This is a genomic window from Paraglaciecola aestuariivivens (assembly GCF_052983255.1).
Genome location: NZ_JBRKBA010000012.1, coordinates 24067 through 47387 on the forward strand (window position 1 = coordinate 24067; position 23321 = coordinate 47387).

22 protein-coding genes are annotated in these 23321 nt (G+C 40.5%); 11 read left to right on the top strand and 11 right to left on the bottom strand.

The window, feature by feature from the left end:
• From ACVCDT_RS14835 to ACVCDT_RS14850, 4 genes are read left to right on the top strand one after another with little or no spacing between them, the layout of a single operon-like run.
• Positions 1-921 carry an alpha-E domain-containing protein gene (locus ACVCDT_RS14835; RefSeq protein WP_447133575.1) on the top strand — a complete coding sequence of 307 codons (921 nt, stop codon included), beginning with the start codon at positions 1-3 and terminating at the stop codon, positions 919-921.
• 55 nt (positions 922-976) lie between these two features.
• Complete coding sequence (gloA, locus tag ACVCDT_RS14840; RefSeq protein WP_447133576.1) at positions 977-1360, top strand: lactoylglutathione lyase; 384 nt, start codon at positions 977-979, stop codon at positions 1358-1360.
• Between the two features lie 59 nt (positions 1361-1419).
• Positions 1420-2385: a glycerophosphodiester phosphodiesterase gene (gene glpQ / locus ACVCDT_RS14845; protein WP_447133634.1), complete on the top strand. Its 966-nt coding sequence runs from the start codon at positions 1420-1422 to the stop codon at positions 2383-2385.
• Positions 2386-2410: 25 nt separating this feature from the next.
• Positions 2411-3052, top strand: a complete 642-nt coding sequence (locus tag ACVCDT_RS14850) for a DNA alkylation repair protein (protein ID WP_447133577.1) — start codon at positions 2411-2413, stop codon at positions 3050-3052.
• A gap of 135 nt (positions 3053-3187) precedes the next feature.
• Here ACVCDT_RS14850 and ACVCDT_RS14855 read toward each other — a convergent pair whose 3' ends face one another.
• The gene (locus ACVCDT_RS14855) at positions 3188-4027 is read right to left on the bottom strand and encodes a flagellar protein MotY (RefSeq protein ID WP_447133635.1); all 840 of its coding nucleotides are present in this window, start codon (positions 4025-4027) and stop codon (positions 3188-3190) included.
• Positions 4028-4243: 216 nt separating this feature from the next.
• Here ACVCDT_RS14855 and rnt point away from each other — a divergent pair, with 216 nt between their 5' ends.
• Positions 4244-4876, top strand: coding sequence for a ribonuclease T (rnt, locus tag ACVCDT_RS14860; protein ID WP_447133578.1), 633 nt, complete (start codon positions 4244-4246; stop codon positions 4874-4876).
• Positions 4877-5181: 305 nt separating this feature from the next.
• Here rnt and ACVCDT_RS14865 read toward each other — a convergent pair whose 3' ends face one another.
• Positions 5182-5787, bottom strand: a complete 606-nt coding sequence (locus ACVCDT_RS14865) for a peroxiredoxin (RefSeq protein ID WP_447133579.1) — start codon at positions 5785-5787, stop codon at positions 5182-5184.
• Positions 5788-6040: 253 nt separating this feature from the next.
• Between ACVCDT_RS14865 and ACVCDT_RS14870 the strand changes: the two genes are divergently transcribed.
• Positions 6041-6235, top strand: a complete 195-nt coding sequence (locus ACVCDT_RS14870; protein ID WP_447133580.1) for a (2Fe-2S)-binding protein — start codon at positions 6041-6043, stop codon at positions 6233-6235.
• A 72-nt stretch (positions 6236-6307) separates the two neighbouring features.
• On the opposite strand, the gene ACVCDT_RS14875 is transcribed toward ACVCDT_RS14870, so the two are convergent.
• Positions 6308-8206: a M1 family metallopeptidase gene (locus ACVCDT_RS14875; protein WP_447133581.1), complete on the bottom strand. Its 1899-nt coding sequence runs from the start codon at positions 8204-8206 to the stop codon at positions 6308-6310.
• Between the two features lie 105 nt (positions 8207-8311).
• On the opposite strand from ACVCDT_RS14875, the gene smrA reads away from it, so the two are divergent.
• Positions 8312-8902, top strand: coding sequence for a DNA endonuclease SmrA (gene smrA, locus ACVCDT_RS14880; protein WP_447133582.1), 591 nt, complete (start codon positions 8312-8314; stop codon positions 8900-8902).
• Positions 8903-8919: 17 nt separating this feature from the next.
• On the opposite strand, the gene ACVCDT_RS14885 is transcribed toward smrA, so the two are convergent.
• Positions 8920-9075, bottom strand: coding sequence for a hypothetical protein (locus tag ACVCDT_RS14885; RefSeq protein ID WP_447133583.1), 156 nt, complete (start codon positions 9073-9075; stop codon positions 8920-8922).
• Between the two features lie 265 nt (positions 9076-9340).
• Positions 9341-13231, bottom strand: a complete 3891-nt coding sequence (purL, locus tag ACVCDT_RS14890; protein WP_447133584.1) for a phosphoribosylformylglycinamidine synthase — start codon at positions 13229-13231, stop codon at positions 9341-9343.
• 270 nt (positions 13232-13501) lie between these two features.
• Between purL and mltF the strand changes: the two genes are divergently transcribed.
• Both mltF and ACVCDT_RS14900 read left to right on the top strand, forming a co-directional pair.
• Positions 13502-14926 carry a membrane-bound lytic murein transglycosylase MltF gene (gene mltF / locus ACVCDT_RS14895; RefSeq protein ID WP_447133585.1) on the top strand — a complete coding sequence of 475 codons (1425 nt, stop codon included), beginning with the start codon at positions 13502-13504 and terminating at the stop codon, positions 14924-14926.
• Positions 14927-15117: 191 nt separating this feature from the next.
• Positions 15118-15255, top strand: a complete 138-nt coding sequence (locus tag ACVCDT_RS14900) for a hypothetical protein (RefSeq protein WP_447133586.1) — start codon at positions 15118-15120, stop codon at positions 15253-15255.
• 23 nt (positions 15256-15278) lie between these two features.
• Here ACVCDT_RS14900 and tadA read toward each other — a convergent pair whose 3' ends face one another.
• Entirely contained in the window at positions 15279-15770 is a 492-nt protein-coding gene (gene tadA, locus ACVCDT_RS14905) for a tRNA adenosine(34) deaminase TadA (protein WP_447133587.1), read from the bottom strand.
• 189 nt (positions 15771-15959) lie between these two features.
• On the opposite strand from tadA, the gene ACVCDT_RS14910 reads away from it, so the two are divergent.
• On the top strand, positions 15960-16190 hold the full coding sequence (locus tag ACVCDT_RS14910; protein ID WP_447133588.1) for a hypothetical protein: 231 nt from the start codon (positions 15960-15962) through the stop codon (positions 16188-16190).
• 66 nt (positions 16191-16256) lie between these two features.
• Here ACVCDT_RS14910 and ACVCDT_RS14915 read toward each other — a convergent pair whose 3' ends face one another.
• From ACVCDT_RS14915 to guaB, 5 genes are all read right to left on the bottom strand, one after another.
• Positions 16257-17390 carry a 1-acyl-sn-glycerol-3-phosphate acyltransferase gene (locus ACVCDT_RS14915; protein ID WP_447133589.1) on the bottom strand — a complete coding sequence of 378 codons (1134 nt, stop codon included), beginning with the start codon at positions 17388-17390 and terminating at the stop codon, positions 16257-16259.
• A 132-nt stretch (positions 17391-17522) separates the two neighbouring features.
• Positions 17523-18077: a YaeQ family protein gene (locus tag ACVCDT_RS14920; RefSeq protein ID WP_447133590.1), complete on the bottom strand. Its 555-nt coding sequence runs from the start codon at positions 18075-18077 to the stop codon at positions 17523-17525.
• 46 nt (positions 18078-18123) lie between these two features.
• Complete coding sequence (locus tag ACVCDT_RS14925; protein ID WP_447133591.1) at positions 18124-18588, bottom strand: GNAT family N-acetyltransferase; 465 nt, start codon at positions 18586-18588, stop codon at positions 18124-18126.
• Positions 18589-18625: 37 nt separating this feature from the next.
• Positions 18626-20203: a glutamine-hydrolyzing GMP synthase gene (guaA, locus tag ACVCDT_RS14930; RefSeq protein WP_447133592.1), complete on the bottom strand. Its 1578-nt coding sequence runs from the start codon at positions 20201-20203 to the stop codon at positions 18626-18628.
• Positions 20204-20268: 65 nt separating this feature from the next.
• Entirely contained in the window at positions 20269-21738 is a 1470-nt protein-coding gene (guaB, locus tag ACVCDT_RS14935) for an IMP dehydrogenase (protein WP_447133593.1), read from the bottom strand.
• 163 nt (positions 21739-21901) lie between these two features.
• Between guaB and xseA the strand changes: the two genes are divergently transcribed.
• Positions 21902-23245: an exodeoxyribonuclease VII large subunit gene (gene xseA / locus ACVCDT_RS14940; RefSeq protein WP_447133594.1), complete on the top strand. Its 1344-nt coding sequence runs from the start codon at positions 21902-21904 to the stop codon at positions 23243-23245.
• Positions 23246-23321: the final 76 nt, after the last annotated feature.

A 23321-nucleotide genomic window follows, 5' to 3' on the forward strand; every position in this document is an offset into this window, starting at 1 on the left:
ATGTTATCTCGAGTAGCCAGTAATTTATGTTGGATGGGACGTTATCTTGAGCGTGCCGAGAACACCGCTAGATTAATTAATGTCAACACCAATTTATTGTTAGATCTGCCTAAAAGCATAGTTTTAGGTTGGGAGCCAATAGTTGATATTATTTCAAATCGCCAACAGTTTTATAACGCCTATCAACAGGCCAGCGAAAAAAATGTTATTCATTTTATGGTGGCAGATGCAGAGCATGCAGGATCCATAGTGAGCTCATTAAACGCAGCGCGAGAAAACGCCCGAACAGTCAGAGAAATTATCCCTCGAGAAGCATGGGAGCAAATAAACGAACTATATTTATTTGCCAAATCGCATGGTCAAAAGGCAGAAGTTAGACGTTCTCGCTACGAGTTTTTATCAGAAATTATTGAGTCTATTCAAAAAATCACCGGCATTTTAGTTGGCTGTATGACGCATGACGAAGCCTATCAATTTATGAAAATCGGGCGTAATTTAGAACGCGCCGATATGACCACTCGAATTATCGATGTGCGTTCAGCTTCACTATTGCAAGAAACCGAAACTGAGCAATCCGCTTTTGAAAATCTACAATGGATGAGTGTTTTAAAGTCATTAACAGCTTATCAAATGTATCGCCGCGAAGTCCGTTTACGGATTCGCCGTTCAGATGTTTTGAAGTTTTTACTTTTAGAGCAGCGCTTCCCTCGTTCGCTTCTACACACACTAAAACAAGTGGCGGATTGTGTGGCGCAATTACCTAATAGTGAAAGAACTTTGAGTGAAATAATGTTAGTGCAAAGTCGATTATTAGAAGCCAATCCACAAACACTTATACAAGACAAATTGCACGCCTTTATTGATGACATGCAACTTGGTTTAATCAAAGTTTATAACCAAATACAAGATACCTACTTTTAATTCAGGCTTAGATTCAACTAATTAAAAAGTAAGACCCAATATACAAGGAGTAAAAATGCGCTTATTGCACACTATGCTGCGGGTTGGTGACTTAGACCGAGCTATTGCGTTTTATACAGAGGTGTTAGGTATGAAGTTACTACGTAAAAGTGAGAACTCAGAATACCAATATACTCTGGCATTTGTAGGTTATGGTGAGGAATCTGATCACACTGTATTAGAACTCACCTACAACTGGGGAAAAACCGACTATGAGCATGGTAATGCCTTTGGTCATATCGCCATTGGAGTGGAAGATATTTACCAAGTATGTGACTTAATCACAGCCAAAGGTGGAGACCTTTATCGCCAACCAGGGCCAGTTAAAGGCGGGCAGACAGTGATCGCTTTTGTACGAGATCCAGATGGATATGCCATTGAATTAATAGAACGGAAATAAAACAAACGATGAAATATTTTTTTATGGGATTATGCATGCTGATCTCGGGTTGCCAAGTAATGCCAATTAATGACTCATCAATAGCAGCTAGTAAATCAACTATTTATAAGCCTTTAGTGATTGCCCATCGCGGCGCTTCGGGCTATTTACCCGAACATACTTTAGAAGCTGCCACTTTAGCCTATGCCCAAGGTGCCGATTATATTGAACAAGACCTTGTGGTGAGCAAAGATCTGCAGCTAATTGTGTTACATGATATTCACCTAGAAACTGTGACAGACGTGGCCCTAAAGTTTCCTAACAGACAGCGTAAAGATGGGCGATTTTATGTGCTGGACTTTACTTTAGCTGAACTTAAAACCCTAAAGGTGCATGAGCGAAAAAATGCTAAAGGCTCACCGGTATTTGCTAAACGTTATCAAGGCAATGCAGAGTTTAGTATTGCCACCTTCGACGAGCAGATTGAGCTTATCGGCCAATTAAATCGCCAATTTAACAAAAACATAGGCTTGTACCCTGAAATTAAGTCGCCCAGCTGGCACAGAAAACAAGGGGTAGATATTAGCCAGTTAGTTTTAGATAAATTACGCGCACATCAACTCGATGATGCCAGCAAAGCTGTGTATGTTCAGTGTTTTGACTTTAACGAGACCAAACGCTTACGTCAGCAATTAGGTGCTAAAGTAAAACTTATTCAATTGATTGCCGACAACAGCTGGAATGAATCGAGCAATGATTATACTTATCTAACTACCCCTGAAGGCTTAAAAGAAATCGCCAAAGTCGCTCAAGGCATTGGCCCTTGGATCCCGCAGTTAGTGGATTTACCCACTCAACAATCCACTGGCCTAAGCAAGTTAGCCCATGAACTAGGTTTAAGCATTCATCCTTACACTTTTAGAAAAGACAGTTTACCTAAAAATGTTTCGTCGTCAGAGGCGCTAAATATGCTATTTAAAATTGAAAAAGTGGATGGGATCTTTACCGATTTTACCGACACTGTGGTCACCCATCTAGCCAATTAATCAGTTATAAAAAAGAGCTTAAGCCATGCAATCAACTCTAGATAGCCAAACCCTACGTCAGCAACTTAATCAAGCTACAGTAAAATTAGGGGATATAAAAAAACAAGCCAAAGCAATCAAACAAGATCACCAGTTAGGCTTAAATTTATGGGCAACAGCGCAGCTTAATTCTAGACTCTTAGCTGTACTAATTTTTGATAAAAAGCGCTTAGAAATACACCTAATAGAACAGTTAGCCGCCGACATTTTGTCTCATTCAGAAGAACAGGCCTGTCAGCTAGCAGATTGGTTAATGGCCAATCAATTAATGAAAAGCAAAGCCACAATTGAATTATTGCAAACATGGCAAAACCACAACAATGCGTTTTTACGTCGCTTGTATTGGTATCATCAGGCGCGTTTACGCTGGATGGGACAAACACCGCCCAACAACAGTGCAGAGCTGTTATCTATCTTAGAGCGAGATATGGCTAATGAAGTACCTGTGGTTCAATGGGCCATGAATTTTTGCGCGGCGCAAATAGGCATTTACCAATCCGAGCTCCGTCAAAGATGTATAGCCCTTGGAGAAACAACTAAATTGTATAAAAATCAAAAAGTCCCCAAAAATTGCACACCAAACTATTTACCAGAGTTTATAAGAATTGAAGTGGAGAAAAAGACCTAGCTTTAGAGCTTTGGTAGCAGGGATAGGCATACTGATTTTTAGCCAAAAGCGAGTTTTATTTAGGGCATAAAACTCGCTATAAATTGTTTTCTATTAAGTCAGGCAGTTTTAGCTTAGCAAAGAACTAACCTGCTTTTAGGGCTTAGTCATTCTTATCACTACCCTGCGATTTTTAGCCCGGCTAGTTTCATTGGTATTAGCAGCTACGTGTCTACGTTCACCATGGCCAGTTATGTCTATGCGCTCAGGTGACACTCCCATAGAGCTAAAGAAATCTTTAATTTTCTGTGCCCTTTTAATGGAAATTTCTTTGTTGATGGCACGGCCACCATAACTATCGGTGTATCCATCTAGTAAGACCAATTCTAAGTCGGTATCTTCTTTTAAGTATTCACCTATCATGGCCAAACGTTTTTGGGAATATTTGGTCAGTTCAGTATTATTAAATTGATATGTCAGTACTGTGTAAGCAATATCTTGAAAACTGAAAGGCAATAAGTTGGCAACGCATTGGGCAAATTCTTGATAAGGCTTAGCAAAGTTACTGGCATTTAAACCAACTGCCACTTTGTCGTATTCATTGTACCAATCTTGGTAATAAATGGTTGGCCAGAAGCCTTTTTCTAGCTCAGATAACATTGTCCAGGCTGCTTGTTCGGGTAAATCGCCATTGTATTGTTTACGAATAGTCATATCGGCAATATTGCGTTGCACCTTTCCCGGCATCCACTTAGGCGGCACAGAATAAACCGCAGCAACGCCATAAGATTTGGGCAAACGCAACATATCTAGCTCAAATTCCATATTTAGCTGCTTTGACGCCATACTGCTAAACATGGCTTCACCGTAACCTGGCAAAGTATGGCTTAAAGTACATTGCAAACGACTAGCATCTTTAAGTTGCCACATAGAGTCTTCAACATTAGCGTTATATTGCCTTAATGCAGCCGCGACATGGTTAGAGATTAACAACATGCCAATGCACAAAGTTGAAGTGAAAATTTGTTTAATCATGAATAACTAGCCCCCGCTACTAGCTAGTATATCGGCCAAAATCCAAAAAGATTAAAACTAAATTTATTTCTTTATAATTTAGCTGCAAAGGATTAACCCAAGCTTTAGGCAATTTACACTAGCTACTGGTTTAGAACCTTGCGATAATTAGCCTTCATACAAGATTAAAAGGTTTCCATGTCAGTTTCATTAGAATTAAAAAATCGTTTTAGAGGATACTTTCCCGTCATAGTAGATGTTGAAACCGCGGGATTTAATGCTAAGAGTGACGCTTTATTAGAAATAGCCGCAGTCACAACCAAAATGGATGCCAATGGTTACTTTCACCCAGACAAAACTTTTCACTATCACATAACTCCTTTTGAAGGGGCCAATTTAGAAAAAGCAGCCTTAGACTTTAATGGTATCGATCCTTACTGTGCTTTACGTGGTGCGCTAGACGAAACCGAGGCTTTAAAAGATTTATGTAAAAACATTCGAAAAGAACAAAAACAAGCCGACTGTCAACGCTCTGTAATAGTGGCGCACAATGCTGCTTTTGACCAAGGCTTTGTTAATGCTGCCATTGAGCGTAGCAAGATTAAGCGTAGTCCTTTTCACCCATTTGTTTCTTTTGATACCACAACTTTAGCTGGCTTAGCCTTAGGCCAAACCGTTTTAGTAAAAGCCTGTATGGCTGCCGGTATAAGCTTTGATCAAAATGAAGCCCACTCTGCCCTCTACGACACCCAAAAAACCGCTGAGTTATTTTGTTTTATAGTTAATAAATGGCAAAGCTTAGGTGGTTTTCAAACTGCTCCAGAGCCTTAATAATACGCAATTAAATTTTAATTAGGACAGCCGTTATATTTTCAGATAAATATATCGTATGGCTAATAAGCTAGAAAATTTTAGATAAGGTCATCAAATCAGCTGAGCCTTTACTTCAATATAAAACCATTAACTCCCCCCATAGTTGCAATGTTTTTTTAGCCACGGAATTAGACCTAAGTAACGAATAGCAAACAAAAAAAATCCTATGATAAAAATCATAGGATTTAATTTTAGCTTAAAAGTTATTAAGCCTTATATCGCTTAACACTTAGCTTTGGTGGCCTAAGTGTTAACTTTAATTTTTAAAGCTTGTCAGCATTTTCGCTTAGGTAGCTTGCAACGCCTTCTGGGCTATCAACCATACCTTTAGAGCCTTCTTGCCAACCCGCTGGGCAAACTTCACCATGTTCTTCGTGGAAGTTAAGTGCATCAACCATACGTAACATTTCGTCAATGTTACGACCTAAAGGAAGATCGTTTACGACTTGGTGACGAACATTACCCGCTTCATCAATTAAGAAAGAGCCACGGAAAGCTACACCTGCTTCTGGGTGCTCAACGTCATAGGCCTGACAAATTTCGTGTTTTACATCAGCAACTAGGGTGTACTTAACTGGGCCAATACCACCTTCGTTAATAGGAGTATTACGCCATGCGTTATGGCTGAATTGAGAATCGATTGAAACACCAATGACTTCTACACCGCGCTTAGCAAATTCTTCGTAACGTTTATCAAAAGCGATTAACTCTGAAGGACAAACAAAAGTAAAATCTAGAGGATAAAAGAATAATACTGCTTTTTTACCTTTAATTGCTTCGCTTAGGGTAAAGCTATCTACAATTTCTCCGTTTCCTAATACAGCAGCTGCAGTAAAATCTGGGGCCGGACGACTTACTAATACACTCATTTCACTTCTCCGTTTAAGGGTTGGGGATCTTAAGCTTTAAACAAAACACCTAAGACGATTTCTAGTTTGAATTCTAATTAAGACATATAAGTACAAATCACTAAAAAACAACATTTAAAGTTAAATTAATTTCATTAAATAGCGGATTTTAGCTTAATTAAAGACAAAGTTACCTTGAGTTGTTTAATTATTCATCTTGACCTTTATGCAAATAACAATTATTCTTATTTGCATAACGATTAATGAGGTGTTTATGTATATTTGTGTTTGCCACGGCATCACCGACAAAGCCATAAAAAAAGCTGTGATAGAAGACGGTGTGGGCAATATGCGTCAATTAAAACAACACCTTGCCGTTGGAACACAGTGTGGTAAATGTGTACAAATGGCACAAGTGATCATAGATAATGCAGTTATAGACGAATCTTTGTTTAAAGAAGTCAGTTAAGCATTTAAAAATTAACAACAAAAAAGCCAGTCAAAATTGACTGGCTTTTTTATTGCTTAAATCAAAATCTAGTTATTGAACATAAGCTTCATTGGCTTTAACCGTAAGCGGATGATATCCGGCTTTTGCCTCAGCAAAGGCTTTTTGCGCCATGATTTTACCTTCAGGCGTTTTTGCCAATGCTCGATACAAAGGTTTAACTAATTTATTGCGGCCAATGCTCGTTAAATAATCATGCAAACGCGTAAAGGCTGGTGTGTACCAATTATTAACACTTATCAGTAACCAACTATGGGCAATTTCGTTATTCTGACTTTGAGTTAACTGCATGGCCTGATCTAATTCGGCTAACTGTGATTGGCTTAACTGACTAGGCATATTATTTAAAAAATATAACCATTGGTGCACTACCCAGGCTTGACTGTCAATGTCTGAAGCCGCTATCTCACCGGCTAACCAAGCATTTCTAGCGTTATCTACTTGACTAAAGGCATCAGATTCAGGCTTTGGTGCACCAGTAGGAATACCAGGCTCAAAAATCCATTGATTAATCTTAGCTTTAGACAGTTTATCTGCATGTTCTTTTAACAATGTATTGTCTAAATATTGGATAAATTCATCTGTGGTAATACTTTGAAAGGCAAAGTGTTCAAAGTAACCCAACAAAAACTGATCAAAGTTTGCTCTGCCAACTTTTTCTTCTAACTCACGTAAAAACAACGCACCCTTTTCATACGGAATATTGCTAAACACATCATCAGGATCACGACCACGTAAATCTATCGCCATTATTTGGTCTTGCGGGGCCAAGGCCTCAATATCGGCTTGAAGGTCTTGACGACCTAAAACGGCCTCCATTTCAAAGCGTTTATCACCATATACCATTTGCATAATTCTATAGGTTAAATAAGTGGTAAAGCCTTCATTTAACCATAAGTCGCGCCATGTAGCATTGGTCACAGTATTACCCGACCATGAATGGGCCAACTCGTGAGCAATTAACGCAACTAAACTTTTGTCACCCGCAATAACAGTTGGGGTAATAAAAGACAGTCTAGGGTTTTCCATTCCACCAAATGGAAAAGAAGGCGGCAGAATAAGCAGGTCGTATCTATCCCAACTATAAGGCCCAAAGTTCTTTTCAGTCACTATTAACATTTCTTCGGTGTCTGCAAACTCGGCAGCAGCGGCGTCCAGAATACCTTTTTCTGAATACACCCCAGTGCGCTCTCCCATAGCTTTAAAGTGTAAATCCCCAACAGCCAAAGCAATTAAATAAGACGGAATAGCTTGAGGCATAGAAAACTCATACACCCCATCTCTAGGAGTATTAGGTTCGTTTGATGCGCTCATTACTGCTAACAGCGCTTTAGGGGTGCGTATAGTAGCATCGTAAGTGACTCGTACTTGTGGAGAGTCTTGCAATGGAATAAAACTACGGGCATGAATAGCTTGCGCTTGAGTAAATAAGAAGGGGTGTTTTTTACCTGCAGTTTGTTCTGGGGTTAGCCATTGCACACCCGAGGCCGCAGGTGAGGTTTGATAATGCACCACTACACTATTAGCGTTTTTGGGCACCTCTATTGTCAAAGCTGCGCCTAAAAATGAATCTGCTTTGGCCAAGGTAAATGGAATCGCTTGATCTAAAGCCGTGACTTCAATAATCTTCAAATCACGGGTATCAAGAACTAATTCACTGGCGTCTGGATTGACTTTATCTAAGGCTAACTCTACCCAACCTTTTAAGATTTTTTGCTCGAAGTCTACACTTAGATCTAAATCTAAATGCGTCACTTTAATAGATTCTGGATTGGCAAAAGAGTGATAATCTTTGCCAACTTGAATTTGATTTATTGAACTAACTTGTTGATTTTCTTTAATAACGGAGTGATTACTAGCTTGTTGTGTAGACTGGGAGCAGCCCAAAATAAATACGCTGGCCAACGCGCCAAGTGTATGGGTAATTTTCATGTTTATACCTGTTAACTTTACAAAGTCTGAAGTGTGGCATAATTGTACTGAGATAAAAATAATTAACCACAGTGATTGTTTACCTTGATGTAACGAGGAGTAACTATGTTGAATCAAGATGGTTTAGATGATGAACTTTTAGCATTTAGAAACGAATTAAAAGACGTAACCCCCATTGCCCCAAGCGACAAAGTTTTTACTCAGGCAAAAGCCGATAGCCTTGCTAAACAATTAAAACGCCAAGCGATTGAATCGTCTCTGCAAAAAGCTGAAAACTATTTAACCAATTTAGGGGTAAAGCCAATTGATCCCTATGATCATATTAGCTACAAACAAGATGGGGTTCAGGATGGCGTATTTAAAAATTTACGTATGGCCAAGTATAAAATCGACTATGTCTTAAATTTACAACAACTTAAACTTGAATCTGCACAACAAGGCTTATTTTCGCAGATAATCAGCAGTCATAAACTTGGTCATAGAATGTTGCTTATAAAACATGGATTAGGCTTACATAGCCAGCCCTTTAAAGGGTTATTAAAGAGTTATGTTAATCATTGGTTGCGGCAAATACCCGAAGTCATCGCTTTTTATACCGCTCAATCAAGACATGGTGGCAATAGTGCGGTTTATGTTTTAATTAAAAAGAATCAAACAGACAAAGCCAACAATCGTGAATTGCATGGCAAAAAATAAACCGCTAAGTGGGCTATTTAACTAGCAATATGCTCAGAATTGACTGCTGACAAAGGAAGCTCTACAGCAGTAGGGGCGGATTTCGCCGAAGCACTAAAAATGGCAGCAACAATTAGTAAAATGACTGTGACTAAGACTCCCGCTAAGCCAAAGCCTTTATTTGAACGATTCATGCGCGTCTCTTATTATTTTTTAATTTTTTCAAATACATCATTTTTCTCAGTTAACAAGCAGAAGTTGAACTCCGTGTCAACATAACAGCCAATCATAAGCACTATTTTACTGATAAACAAGAGGTTTATTATTTATTTGAAAAAATAACTTGATAATCATCAAACTTTGGGTTTAGCAAAGCAATTCTGGCTATAGGCTCAACAAGATCAACTAGCCAGAATTTTAATGTTATTAAACTAATTTTATTGCTTTAATCACTATCTCTTAAGCTAAGTACACTCGAGCATTTCTAAACATGCGCATCCAGGCACTATCTTCTTGCCATTCTGCTGGGTGCCATGAATTTGCCACAGTTCTAAACACCCGTTCTGGATGTGGCATCATAATAGTAGCCCTGCCATCTGCACTAGTGAGTCCTGCTATGCCTAAAGGTGAACCATTGGGGTTGGCTGGGTAGCTTTGTGTCACTTGACCGTAGTTATTAACATACTGCAGGGCAACACTGGCTTCTTGTACTGCTTTTTCTGCACCTTGTGGTAAAGCAAACTCTGCCCTGCCCTCACCATGAGAAACGGCTATAGGCATGCGTGAACCTTGCATTCCCGCAAAAAATATTGAATTACTGGGTGGTACTTCTACCATTGCCACACGCGCTTCAAATCTTTCAGACTGGTTGGTCACAAAGTGTGGCCATAACTCAGCGCCAGGGATCAAGCTTTTTAAATTAGACATCATTTGACAGCCATTACATACACCTAAAGAAAAGGTGTCTTGGCGGTTGAAAAACTCCGAAAATTGATCTTTCGCTTGGGGGTTAAATAAGATGGATTTAGCCCAACCTTCACCTGCACCTAAAACATCGCCATATGAAAACCCGCCACAAGCCACTAGACCTTTAAAGTCTTGTAGTGACAGGCGACCAGCTAAAATATCACTCATATGCACATCAACTGCGTTAAACCCTGCACGATCAAAAGCAGCAGCCATTTCTACATGAGAGTTAACCCCTTGCTCACGCAAAATTGCAATTTTGGGCGCTAAGCCTTTGGCAATATAAGGGGCGGCAACGTCCTGATTCACATCAAAACTTAGCTTTGCATGTAAACCAGGATCTTTGACATCTGCTTTAGCCTCATATTCTTGCTCTGCACATTTAGGGTTGTCTCTAAGCTTTTGCATTTGTCTGGTGGTTTGCGCCCACATTTGACGGTAGCTAACCCGACTATTTTGTAGAATCACTTGCTCATTTTGACTAAAAATTATCTGGTCTGAATGATTAAGTTTACCAATTGAATGCACTTCATTTTGCAAACCATGCTGAGCAAAGACTTTTAATACATGGGCTTTATCCGCATTTGCAATTTGCACTACAGCGCCTAGCTCTTCGTTAAATAAAAGTTCGATTGCTGAGCCAGTTAACTCTGATAAATCAATATTCAATCCGGTTTTACCGGCAAAGGCCATTTCTACTAAAGTAGTAAATAAACCGCCATCTGAACGGTCATGGTAGGCCAATAAACGCTGTTCGTGCACCAATTGTTGTATGGCTAAGAAAAAGCCTTTTAACAAGGGGGCTGAATTAACATCTGGCGCACTATTACCTAATTGTTGGTAAACTTGGGCTAAACAGGATCCGCCCAGACGATTTTGACCTTGCCCTAAATCGATTAACAATAATTCGCTGTTGTCGATTTGGGTATTTAGCTCTGGAGTTAAGGTTTTACGAATATCTTGCACTGCACCAAATGCAGTAATCACCAAAGACATAGGCGAAGTCACCGCTTGTTCACCCTGCTCATTTTGCCAAGTGGTTTTCATTGACATTGAATCTTTGCCTACGGGAATAGTGAGATCCAATGCTGGACACAACTCCTCACCTACAGCTTTCACCGCCTCGTACAAACCTGCATCTTCACCAGGGTGGCCTGCCGCTGACATCCAATTGGCTGACAAATTAATACGTTTTAAATCACCAATATCGGCTGCCGCTATATTAGTTAGGGCTTCACCGACTGCCATTCGAGCAGAAGCCGCATAGTTAATTAACGCCAGAGGGGTGCGCTCACCCATAGACATAGCTTCACCTTGGTAGCTATCAAAGGCACTAGCTGTTACCGCCACGTCTGCAACGGGCACTTGCCATGGCCCCACCATTTGATCGCGTGCTACTAGGCCAGTTACCGAGCGGTCGCCTATGCTAATCAAAAAGGTTTTTTCTGCTACTGTAGGCAAGTGAAGTATGCGCTGCGCCGCCTCAGATATGTCCATAACACTAGTATCAACAGCTGGGCTAGTTAGGCTTTTTGATTCTACATTGCGGTGCATTTTAGGCGGCTTACCTAAAAGCACATCTAATGGCATATCAATTGGTTGATTATCAAAATGCGAATCAATAACTAATAAATGTGGCTCTTGTGTTGCTTCACCTACTACTGCAAATGGAGCGCGCTCTCTTGCACAAATTTCTGCAAAACGCGCTAAATTTTCAGGGGCGACAGACATCACGTAACGCTCTTGCGACTCGTTACACCATACTTCTAGGGGTGACATGCCTTTTTCATCGTTAGGCACCTTGCGTAATTCGAACTTGCCTCCGCGCCCTCCATCACTCACTAATTCAGGGAAGGCATTGGATAAGCCGCCTGCGCCAACATCGTGAATAAACTGAATGGGGTTGTCGTCTCCTAATTGCCAACATTTATCTATCACTTCTTGGCAACGGCGTTCCATTTCTGGATTACCCCTTTGTACTGAAGCAAAGTCTAAATCTTCATTTGACTGACCTGAGGTCATAGATGAAGCGGCTCCTCCACCTAAACCTATATTCATGGCCGGTCCACCTAAAGCAATTAACTTTGCCCCAACTGTGATCTCGCCTTTTTGAATATGTGGTTTACGAATATTACCCAGTCCACCAGCTAACATTATAGGTTTATGGTAGCCACGTACTTCTTCGCCGTTAAAGCTTTGCACTTGTTGTTCATAGGTTCTGAAATAACCCAAAATACTTGGACGCCCAAACTCATTGTTAAAGGCGGCTCCCCCTAAGGGGCCTTCGATCATTATGTCGAATGCACTGACAATACGCGCAGGTTTTCCATAGTCCTTTTCCCAAGCTTGGGTAAATCCAGGAATACGTAAGTTCGACACTGAAAAACCCACCAATCCGGCTTTAGGTTTTGAGCCTCTGCCCGTTGCCCCTTCATCACGAATTTCCCCGCCTGAGCCGGTAGCAGCGCCCGAAAACGGAGAAATAGCAGTTGGATGGTTATGGGTTTCTACCTTCATTAAAATATCTATATCTTCATGATGGTAACGATATTGGTTGTTTTCGGGATCAGGAAAAAAGCGACCAGCAAAACTGCCTTGCATCACAGCTGCATTATCTTTATAAGCTGAGTGCACATTTTCACCACACTGTTCGTAGGTGTTTTTAATCATTTTAAACAAGGACTTAGCTTGCTTTTTGCCATCAATAGTCCAATCGGCATTAAATATTTTATGGCGGCAGTGCTCTGAATTGGCCTGAGCAAACATATATAATTCAACATCGTTCGGGTTGCGCCCCAAACGCGTGAAGTTTTCAAATAGATAGTCCACTTCATCATCTGCTAAAGCTAAGCCTAAGTTTTGATTAGCCTGCTCTAGGGCAGCTTTGCCTTGACCTAATATGTCTATTGAAGTTAGTGGGCTTGGTTCATTATGTTGAAACAAGGCCTGCGCAGAAGTCAGGTCACTTAGTACCACCTCTGTCATGCGATCATGTAAAAGCGATTGCACTAACTGCCATTGTGAATCACTTAGACTGTTGCTTTGCACATAATAGGCAACACCACGTTCAATTCGCTCAATTTGTTGTAATCCACAATTATGGGCAATGTTTGAAGCTTTTGAAGACCAAGGTGAAATGGTGCCTGGCCTTGGCACAACCAACAACAGTTTGCCAGTAGGCTCATGCTGCTGCATAGCAGGCCCATAAGTTAGCAATTTAGATAAAATATCCTGTTGTTGCTCTGATAACTCGTCAGTGGCGTAGGCAAAATGCACATATTCAGCATACACAGCGTCTATGCTTAATCCGTGAGCAGCAAATTCAGCCAGATGTTTTTCAACTCGAAAATCGGATAACGCTGGGGTACCACGAAGCACTAACATAATGATTTTACCTTATAGCTAACACACTTTATTTTGTTAAAACAAAGGGTTGATAAAAAGAGGAAATTTAAGCCGCGGATTATAGGGTAATTTGACCAAATTGATAAGCTTAGCGAAGCTTAAAAATGCAATTATTCTGTTTTAATTCATAACTTTAGCGCCAATTCCACATGACCAAACGGTCTACTTTTTTGATAGTCAAAATATAAACACTGGATGAATGGGTTAATTTTGGTCACAATACAAAAGTTGACTAATTTTGAGGAAAGCATGATTAACTTGCCCCGTTCGTTTGTATTATTTTGCCTGCTCGTTTTGGCAAGCTGTAATGAGATAAAACAAAGTTCTAGCTTGGCTGAAGTGTTAGAGGCGGGAGTATTAAAAGTTGGCACCACCTATGGGTTAACCACTTATTATAATGGAGCAACCGGTCCGGTAGGTTTTGAATACGAATTAGCCTTAGGGTTTGCCGATTATTTAGGGGTCAAACTCGAGGTCTTTCCTTATTATAATCTTGATGAGCTTTTTCCTCAGTTAGAAAACCAACACTTAGATTTAATAGCAGCAGGGATCAGTGTTAGCCCACAGCGCTTTGAGGCATTTAAATTTGGGCCTGGTTATCAAAGTGTGAGTGAAAAACTGGTATTTAAACAAGGCAAAGATTGGCCTCGTTCAGTAAGCGATTTAAATGGTGAGTTAGTCATTGCTGCTGGCAGCAGCCATCATGATTCTCTTTTAGCCTTGCAGCAAGAATATAACCAACTTAGTTGGCAAGTTACCGACGATAGCGACATGGAAGAGTTACTAGAAATGGTGCTTAACGAAGAGTTGGACTACACAGTTGCTGATTCAAATATTTTAGCCTTAATGCGTAGGCGGTTTCCTGAGTTAGCCATAGGTTTTTCTATTAGTCCAGAACAAGACATTGCTTGGGCGGTAAACAAAAACCGCGATGATTCACTGCTTTCTGCTTTAATCGAATATTTTGGCATGATCCAAAATAACGGCACCTTTGCTGCCTTAGAAGATAAGTATTTTGGCCATGTAAGACAATTTAACTATGTCGATACACGAGCCTTTATAAAACGAGCAAAAGAAGTACTGCCTAAATATAAAAATTGGTTTATGCAGTACTCAGGAGACTTAGACTGGCGTTTACTGGCTGCTATGAGCTACCAGGAAAGTCATTGGCGACCCAATGCCAAATCTGTTACTGGTGTTAGAGGCATGATGATGCTGACCTTAGCCACGGCTAAGGATTTAGGCATAGTCTCTAGGCTAGATCCTGAACAAAGTATAAAAGGCGGTGCCCAATATTTAAGTAGTATTTTAAAACGTATTCCCGACCGTATTGAATACCCAGATCGACTTTGGTTTGCCTTGGCTTCATACAATGTAGGCTTAGGCCACTTAGAAGACGCTAGAGTGTTAACCCAAAAACAAGGCGGTAACCCAGATCTTTGGGTAGATGTAAAAATACGTTTATTGCAGCTTAGACAAAAGAAATACTATAAAACCACTCGCTATGGCTATGCGCGTGGAAATGAAGCGGTACAATATGTAGATAACATTAGGCGCTATTACGACACCCTGGTTTGGTTAGATGAGCAACAAGCTTCAGAGCTTGAAACAGACTCTGAAGCAACCACCGCCAACACTGACACTACTCAGGAAGAACTCAACTTAGGTCAATAAAAGTAATTCATACCTAATGCAAAGACTTGAAATTGCCCTTAAGTGAGCCCACTACTCTTACTACCTCAAATCTAGTCTTAGCTTATGTTAGCCTTGTGCCAAGCTATAGGGCTGTCATAAATTAGTCACATAAGGGCGCTAAGCTAGAACCAAGAGGTAAATATATATAAAAACTTTAAAGGAGGAGATAGATGAAAAAACCCCATACAAAACTACATCGTATACGTTTGGCCAACAATAGCCGTAGACGCCAACTGCTAAAACGAGCACATCAAAAAGTGAATCAACGCCGTCAGAATTTTCAAATCATTGAATCTACTGAAGAGTAGTCTGTTATCACCCTATCATTTTATTACTGACCAGACTTAAGTCGCTTTTTTTCTGCTCGGCGCTGTTTAAAGAAGCTAGAAAGGATCTCTCCACACTCTTTTGCTAACACCCCTTGGGTAACTTGTACTTGGTGATTCATTCTTTCGTCATTCAATAAATCTAACAGGCTACCTGCCGCCCCGGTTTTTAAATCAGTTGCGCCAAAAACTAGTCGTTCAATTCTGCTATGCAACAATAGGCCAGCACACATAGAACAAGGCTCTAGCGTGACGTATAAACTGGTATTCACTAAGCGGTAATTTTCAATCTTTTTACCCGCCGCACGAATGGCCTGCATTTCAGCGTGAGCAGAAGGATCATGGAGCTCTATGGATTGATTCCATCCTTCACCAATAATGGTATTGTTTTGTACTAGTACTGCCCCAACTGGAATTTCGTTTTGTTGCTTAGCCTTATGCGCTAAGGTCAAAGCATGGCGCATCCAGAATTCGTCTTGTTCGTTATTCAAAATCATTCTCTACATCGAATATGTGGTTAAAATAGTTATTTAATTGGTTAAATTCACTAAAGGTTACAATTATTTTAACGCAACTTTTAGCTAACCCATTGATAAATAACAATTTAACATAATGGCCAAAGATTTGCTTATTCATCATCATAAGCATAAACTTTTTTTATAATTTACTCGTTAAGGAGAAAACCTATGAACTTAACCGCGATTTTTATTGTTGGCATTGTGTGCTGGGCGTTGGTGGAATTAATCAAAACCATTAAACAAAACAACCAAAGCGAACAAGAAAACCATTCCCAATCCCTTGAAAGCCAAATAAACACTTTACAAGAAAGAGTCGCAACCTTAGAAAAAATCGTAACTGACGAAAAGTATGATTTAAATCGCCAGTTTGATGATTTGAAGAAAGATAAAGTTGCCTGATATCTAGAGCTAGAGATTAATCTAGCTAACTTGGCTCAGCAAGCTAATCCTTGGTTGATTCAAAGGCTACTGAGCTTTTTTAAGGTAAGCACAAGCATACATATTTAATAGCTTTTGTTGCTCGGCTTGAGGCAACTTGGCTAAACGGCTTTGCAAATATTCTGCAGCTGCGGCCAAATCCCCATCCGATTCTTGGCTAGTATGCGTTGTCTGTGTGAGGTTTAACATTTGTGCTGCCACTTCGCCGGTAGCAAAACATTGATAGCCAGCTAAAATTTCTTCATCAATTTTTGCCGCTACTTCTTTGGCATTCTCAAAATCCTGGTTTAAGACTTGGCCAAAATGCACGTGCACTCGGCCTTTTTTACCGGTAATGCCATTGACTATGCTTTGCACATCTTCATTGTCGGGTTTGTCGTAACTTCCCTCAGACTCTAATTTTTGCAATTCTTGGGCTTTGCTGATGTCACAGGGATCAAATTCATAAGAGATAGACACAGGTACAATACGTAGTGCCTTGATGTAATCCGCAAAGGATTGCTCTTTTGCTTTATTTAGGGTCAACATTGAGACTATTGCTGGGTTAGTCAGATCATTGCCATCTTTTGCCCGCCCTTCCCTTTGAGCTAACCAAATATGTTGACTCTGGGTATTTAGGGTAAATTCTATATATTCACTTAATAATTTAGCCGCTTGTAACTTTTCACGTCTGTCTGAGGCAGAGCGTTTAACAATAAAACATTTATTTAAGCGAATAAGATCAGCTACCCAGGCATTCTTTAACAGGTTATCGCCTACTGCAATTTGCACTGTATCTTGGCCATTTAAATGTAAGGCCCAATTCACAAAAGCGGGATCTAGAGCTATGTCTCTATGGTTACTAATAAATAAACACGCTTTAGATAGGTCAACTTGTTCTAGGCCACTGATAGTTAAGCTGCGGGTAGTGGTGGCAATCATGCGCTCCATATAAGGTTCGACTAAACGTTGAAAGCCACTTAAGGTATGGATTTTTTTGCTTTGCTTAATAATATATTGACGAGTTACAGCCTTTAACATGGGTCGCAAAAAGCTCGGCCAGCCACTAAACTTAAATGCCACCAAACTACTGATGAATTCATCATTATTAAATAGTTTAGGTAAAACCGTGGCCAAATCACCATCATCAAATGGGCGGATTGAGTCAAATTTACTAAGCATAGTGTTGATATTATCTCGTCTTAAAAATCAGCGCGTATATTGCCGATAAAATGATTAAGGAGCAACAGTGATTTTAGACGCTTATTAGTGCTCTGAGCAGTTGATTATTTAGCCTTTAGGCTAGACATGGAGTTAGTTTTCTGGGGTATGTAACATCTGCCAACTAAGCTCAACTTGACTATTTGCTGAGGATACAAAGGCACTTTGACCACTTAACATGACAGATAAATCCATAGTGCGTTCGGTCATTAGTGCCAAAGATTGGATCGCTTCCCAATTAAAACATGCCACTTCTATAGGTAAGTTGGTAATTTGCTGTTGTGAATCTTTCCACCACTTGGCAGATTTAGCGTTAAAGCTGTAGAGGTAACTGGCTTTGGCTAAGCGGCAAGATTTTTTTAATCGGTCAAAACTTGGCTCTCCCACTTCAATCCAACTTAGTATTTGATCATCTAGGCTTTTCAACCAAATGTCAGGCTCGTCTGTTGAACTCAATCCGCGGGTAAAAGTTAAACCTTGGTCAGGATCATCATACATATGTAGGCAATAGGCCAATAACCTTGCCATCATGCGCTCTTTGGTTTCTGAAGGATGTAGAGCTAAAGTTAAATTAGCCGAAGAATAAAAGTCATGATTAAGATCGGATAACGTCAGGTTTACTTTGTAAATGGTGGGTTTTAAGGCCATGTAAGCACTACTCTTATTGGCATGCCAAGTGACAATTGTCTTGCCTTCACTTGAGCTCTAACTTCATTTCAACCAAAGAAGCTTTAAAGCCAAGCTTTTCATAGGCTTTGATTGCGGGTTTATTTTCTGCGTAAGCTTCCAAATAGAAGTCTGTCATGCCCTGCGCTTTGCCCCATTCAATCAGGGATTTTATGACCAATTGATTAATGCCTTGCCCACGATGCGAGGGAGCCACATACATAAAACCCAAATAGGCATGTAAATCATGCACTAAATGGGCTTTTGAGGTTTTAATTCTGGCATAACCTGAGCCGACTATTTGGCCATTATCTTCTGCTACTACTACTGTGGATTGTTGCCCTTCAATTAAGGCTCCAATATCGTAATAACAAAATTGTTCGGCCTTTAAACTGCTATTTAATGGCCGCTCTGTGGCGATAATCCCTTGCTCAAATGTTTTAAGAATGGGTAAGTCTTGGCTTTCCGCATTTCTTATTATAATTTTTCCCATAGTCTCTTTTTATTATTGTTTTAACCTAGGTCGGTTTTTATTCCCACTCTATTGTGGCTGGAGGTTTACCAGAAATATCATACACTACCCGAGATATTCCGTCGATTTCGTTAATGATTCGATTCGACACTTTACCCAAAAACTCGTAAGGCAAATGCGCCCAATGGGCTGTCATAAAATCAATGGTTTCTACTGCTCTAAGCGACACCACCCAATCATACTTACGTACATCGCCCATCACGCCAACCGACTTAACCGGCAAAAATACGGTAAATGCTTGACTGACTTTATGGTACAGGTCAGCTTTGTGCAACTCTTCAATAAAAATTGCATCGGCTCGACGAAGCAAATCACAATATTCTTTTTTCACTTCACCTAATACCCTAACCCCAAGTCCAGGCCCTGGGAAAGGATGACGATAAAGCATGTCGTAAGGTAGGCCTAATTCCAGGCCAATTTTACGCACTTCGTCTTTAAACAATTCACGTAATGGCTCCACTAGCCCCATTTTCATATCGTCGGGTAAGCCACCTACATTATGATGCGACTTAATTACATGGGCTTTACCTGTTGCTGAAGCGGCAGATTCAATGACATCAGGGTAGATAGTGCCTTGTGCTAACCACTTAGCATCAACGAGCTTTTTGGATTCTTCGTCAAATACTTCAACAAACACGCGTCCAATAATTTTACGCTTGGCTTCTGGCTCATCGGTACCGGCTAAAGCGTCTAAAAATCTGTCTTCAGCTTCGATTTTACGAATATTTAACCCAAAGTGATTACCAAACATGTCCATCACTTGTTGACCTTCATCTAAACGCAACAAGCCGTTGTCAACAAACACACAGGTTAGATTTTTACCTATAGCTCGGTGCAATAACATAGCTACAACCGATGAATCTACACCACCAGATAAGCCTAAAATCACTTGGTCATCACCAATTTGTTTTTTCATTTTGGCCACTGCGTCTTCTATTATGGCCGCTGGCGTCCACAATTTTTCGCACTGACATACATCAAGCACAAAGTGCGAAAGTAATCTTTCACCTTGGCGGGTATGGGTAACTTCTGGATGGAATTGCAGCCCATAAAATTGCTTTTCTGGATGAAAAAATGCTGCAAAAGGACAGCTATCTGTTTTAGCCGTAGTAATAAATCCTTCAGGTGCTTGGCTGACTTTATCTCCATGACTCATCCAAACATCTAATAATGCATTACCATTGTCGCCAATATGATCTTCAACATTATTAAACAGAGCCATATTGTTAACAATTTCTACTTGGGCATAACCAAACTCGCGAATATCTGAACCTTGAACGGCCCCACCTAGCTGTTCGGCCATAACTTGCATGCCATAACAAATACCTAATACTGGTACGCCAGCTTGATAGACATATTCAGGTGCGCGTGGTGAATTTTGCGCATGTACTGATTCTGGCCCACCCGATAAGATAATCCCGTTGGGCTTAAAATCGCGGATTTGCTGCTCGCTAACATCCCATGCCCATAACTCGCAATAAACGCCTATTTCTCGCACACGGCGGGCAATTAATTGGGTATATTGTGAGCCAAAATCTAAAATTAAAATTCGCTGGTCGTGTATATCAATGCTCATTGGGTACTCTTTTAAGAATTAGATCCCCACAGGATTAAACACTTAACCCTGTGGGATAAAGATAATTAACCTAAACGGTAATTAGGGGCTTCTTTAGTAATACTGACATCGTGCACATGGGACTCGCCCATACCTGCCGCTGTCACTTTGACAAATTGAGGTTTAGTGCGTAACTCTTCTATGGTGGCTGAGCCAGTTAAACCCATAGCAGAGCGCAATCCGCCCATTTGTTGGTGAATGATGTTGGCAATAGGTCCTTTATAGGCAACTCGGCCTTCAATGCCTTCAGGTACCAGTTTTTCGGCACTTTTACTATCTTGGAAATAGCGATCAGATGAGCCATTGTTTTGATCCATTGCGCCCAAAGAGCCCATACCGCGGTAAGACTTATAATAACGCCCTTGGTATAACTCTACCTCACCCGGTGCTTCTTCGGTGCCAGCTAACATACTGCCTACCATGACTGAGCTTGCTCCTGCCACTATGGCCTTAGCAATGTCGCCTGAAAAACGAATACCACCATCGGCGATAACAGGAACATCTGTATCTTTTAACGCTTCAACCGCGTCAGAAATGGCTGTAATTTGTGGTACGCCACAGCCAGTGACTATACGTGTTGTACAAATTGAGCCAGGGCCAATACCTACTTTTACTGCATCTACACCAGCATCTGCTAAGGCTTTTGCCCCTTCACCTGTTGCGACGTTACCCGCTATAAGCTGTAGCTCTGGATAGTCCTGACGCACTTTAGTTACGCGCTCAATTACCCCTTGTGAATGACCATGAGAGGTATCAATTAATAGTACATCAACCCCTGCTTCTACTAGTGCTTTAATACGTTCGTCGGTGCCAGGTCCAACACTCACCGCTGCACCTACGCGTAAACGGCCTAAGTCATCTTTACAGGCATTGGGTTTACTTTCTGCTTTTTGGAAGTCTTTAACCGTAATCAAACCGGTTAACTTAAACGAATCGTCTACCACTAGAATTTTTTCGATACGATGTTCGTGCATTAGGTCAAGCACAACATCTGAAGAGGCACCTTCTTTAACAGTGACTAAATCTTCTTTTTTGGTCATCACACTTGAAATAGGTTGTTCAAGGCTGTTTTCAAAACGCAAATCACGACCTGTCACTATACCAACAAGGTTATTCGCTTTATCTACTACAGGAAAACCAGAAAAGCCATGTTGTTGGCTAAGAGTATTGATTTCGCCAATTGTGGCGGTAGGCAATACAGTGACGGGGTCTGAGACTACGCCACTTTCATATTTTTTAACCATACGAACATGCTCAGCTTGCTGCTCTGGGGTCATGTTTTTATGAATAAACCCAATACCACCTTCTTGCGCTAACGCAATAGCTAACCGTGCTTCAGACACAGTATCCATAGCGGCAGAAATAAGAGGGATATTTAAATTTACACCGCGAGTTAATCTAGTCTTTAGATTAGCAGTATGGGGGAGGACAGTTGAGTGGCCAGGCACTAATAATACATCGTCAAATGTAAGTGCTTCTTTAGCTATCCTTAACATGCAATATCACCTTTTAGTTGTGGTTTAATTGCGGCGCGATTCTAGCCGATTATCCTAGGCTCGTCTAGGGAAAAATAATAAAAAAGCCCTGAGATTTTTATTAAGCTTGGGCTTAATTCAGGTAAACTAGGCTTTCCTTTATTCTCAATACTTTATTCTTTTCATGCTACAAGCTTCGACTCCAACAAAAAACATTCTGACTGTAAGTAAACTTAACCAAATGGCGCGCTCTGTTTTAGAGAGTCAAATAGGACAAATTTGGTTATCTGCTGAAGTGTCTAATTTTGTTGCAGCGGCTTCTGGGCATTGGTATTTCACCCTAAAAGATAGTCGGGCTCAGGTAAAAGCCGCCATGTTTAAAGGTGCAAATCGAAAGGTACAACACAAACCTAAGGAAGGTGACAAGCTTTTAGTCAGAGCCAATATTGGTTTATATGAACCAAGAGGGGATTATCAACTAATAGTTGAGCATATTGAGCCTGAAGGTGAAGGGCTATTAAAACAACAGTTTGAAGCGTTAAAGCTAAAATTACTGGCTGAAGGACTCTTTGACCAAAGCCACAAAAGTAAACTGCCAGATACAGTATTAAAAGTCGGTATTATCACTTCTCCTACTGGGGCGGCATTGCATGATATTTTGACGGTTTTAGCTAGGCGCAACCCAGCAATTGAAGTGGTTATTTACCCGACTCAGGTTCAAGGAGACTTAGCTCCGAGCTTAATTTGCCAAGCCATTGCTATGGCCAACCAACGTCAAGAAGTAGATGTACTAATACTAGGACGTGGCGGTGGGTCAATTGAGGATCTTTGGTGTTTTAACGATGAACAAGTTGCGCGTAGTATTTTTGCTTCTAAATTGCCCATTATTAGTGCTGTTGGCCACGAAGTAGATATCAGTATTGCGGATTTCACTGCAGATATGCGCGCTCCCACCCCTTCGGCTGCGGCAGAGTTAGTTAGCCAAGATCAGCTGGCTCTTTTAGAACAATCAATAAATCAGCAAAATCGTTTAATAAAGGCCTTTGCTAGCATTTTACAATTACACAAACAAAAGCAGTCAACCCTAGAGCAGGGGCTATTGCGCAATCATCCACAAAAACGTTTAGAGCAAAAAAGTCAATTTATAGATCAATTACAAGCTCAACTTACAAGCTTAATGCAACAAAAGCTAACCCATAAAAAACAACATAATCAACATCTGCTAAGCAGGCTTAGTTTATGTTCGCCTAGGCAAACTGTACAAAGGCATCAACACAACCATCAAGATATTAAGTCAAGGTTGCTAAAAAGCATGCAGCTTCTGTTAACCGCCAAGCAGCAAGCTTTAGCCAATAATATGCATCTGTTAGATACGGTTAGTCCTTTATCTACTCTAGCAAGGGGCTACAGCATTAGTTACAAAAACAATGAAATTTTAACTAATTCAAAAACCCTACATCCAGGCGATACTCTAATCACTCGCTTGGCAGAAGGTGAAGTGCGCAGTACAGTAGAGCAAGTCAATTAAGATTTTGTATTGATTGCAATTAATACAATAAATAGAAATTGGGTACTTTTTGTTATATCTTTAATTGGTTATGCAA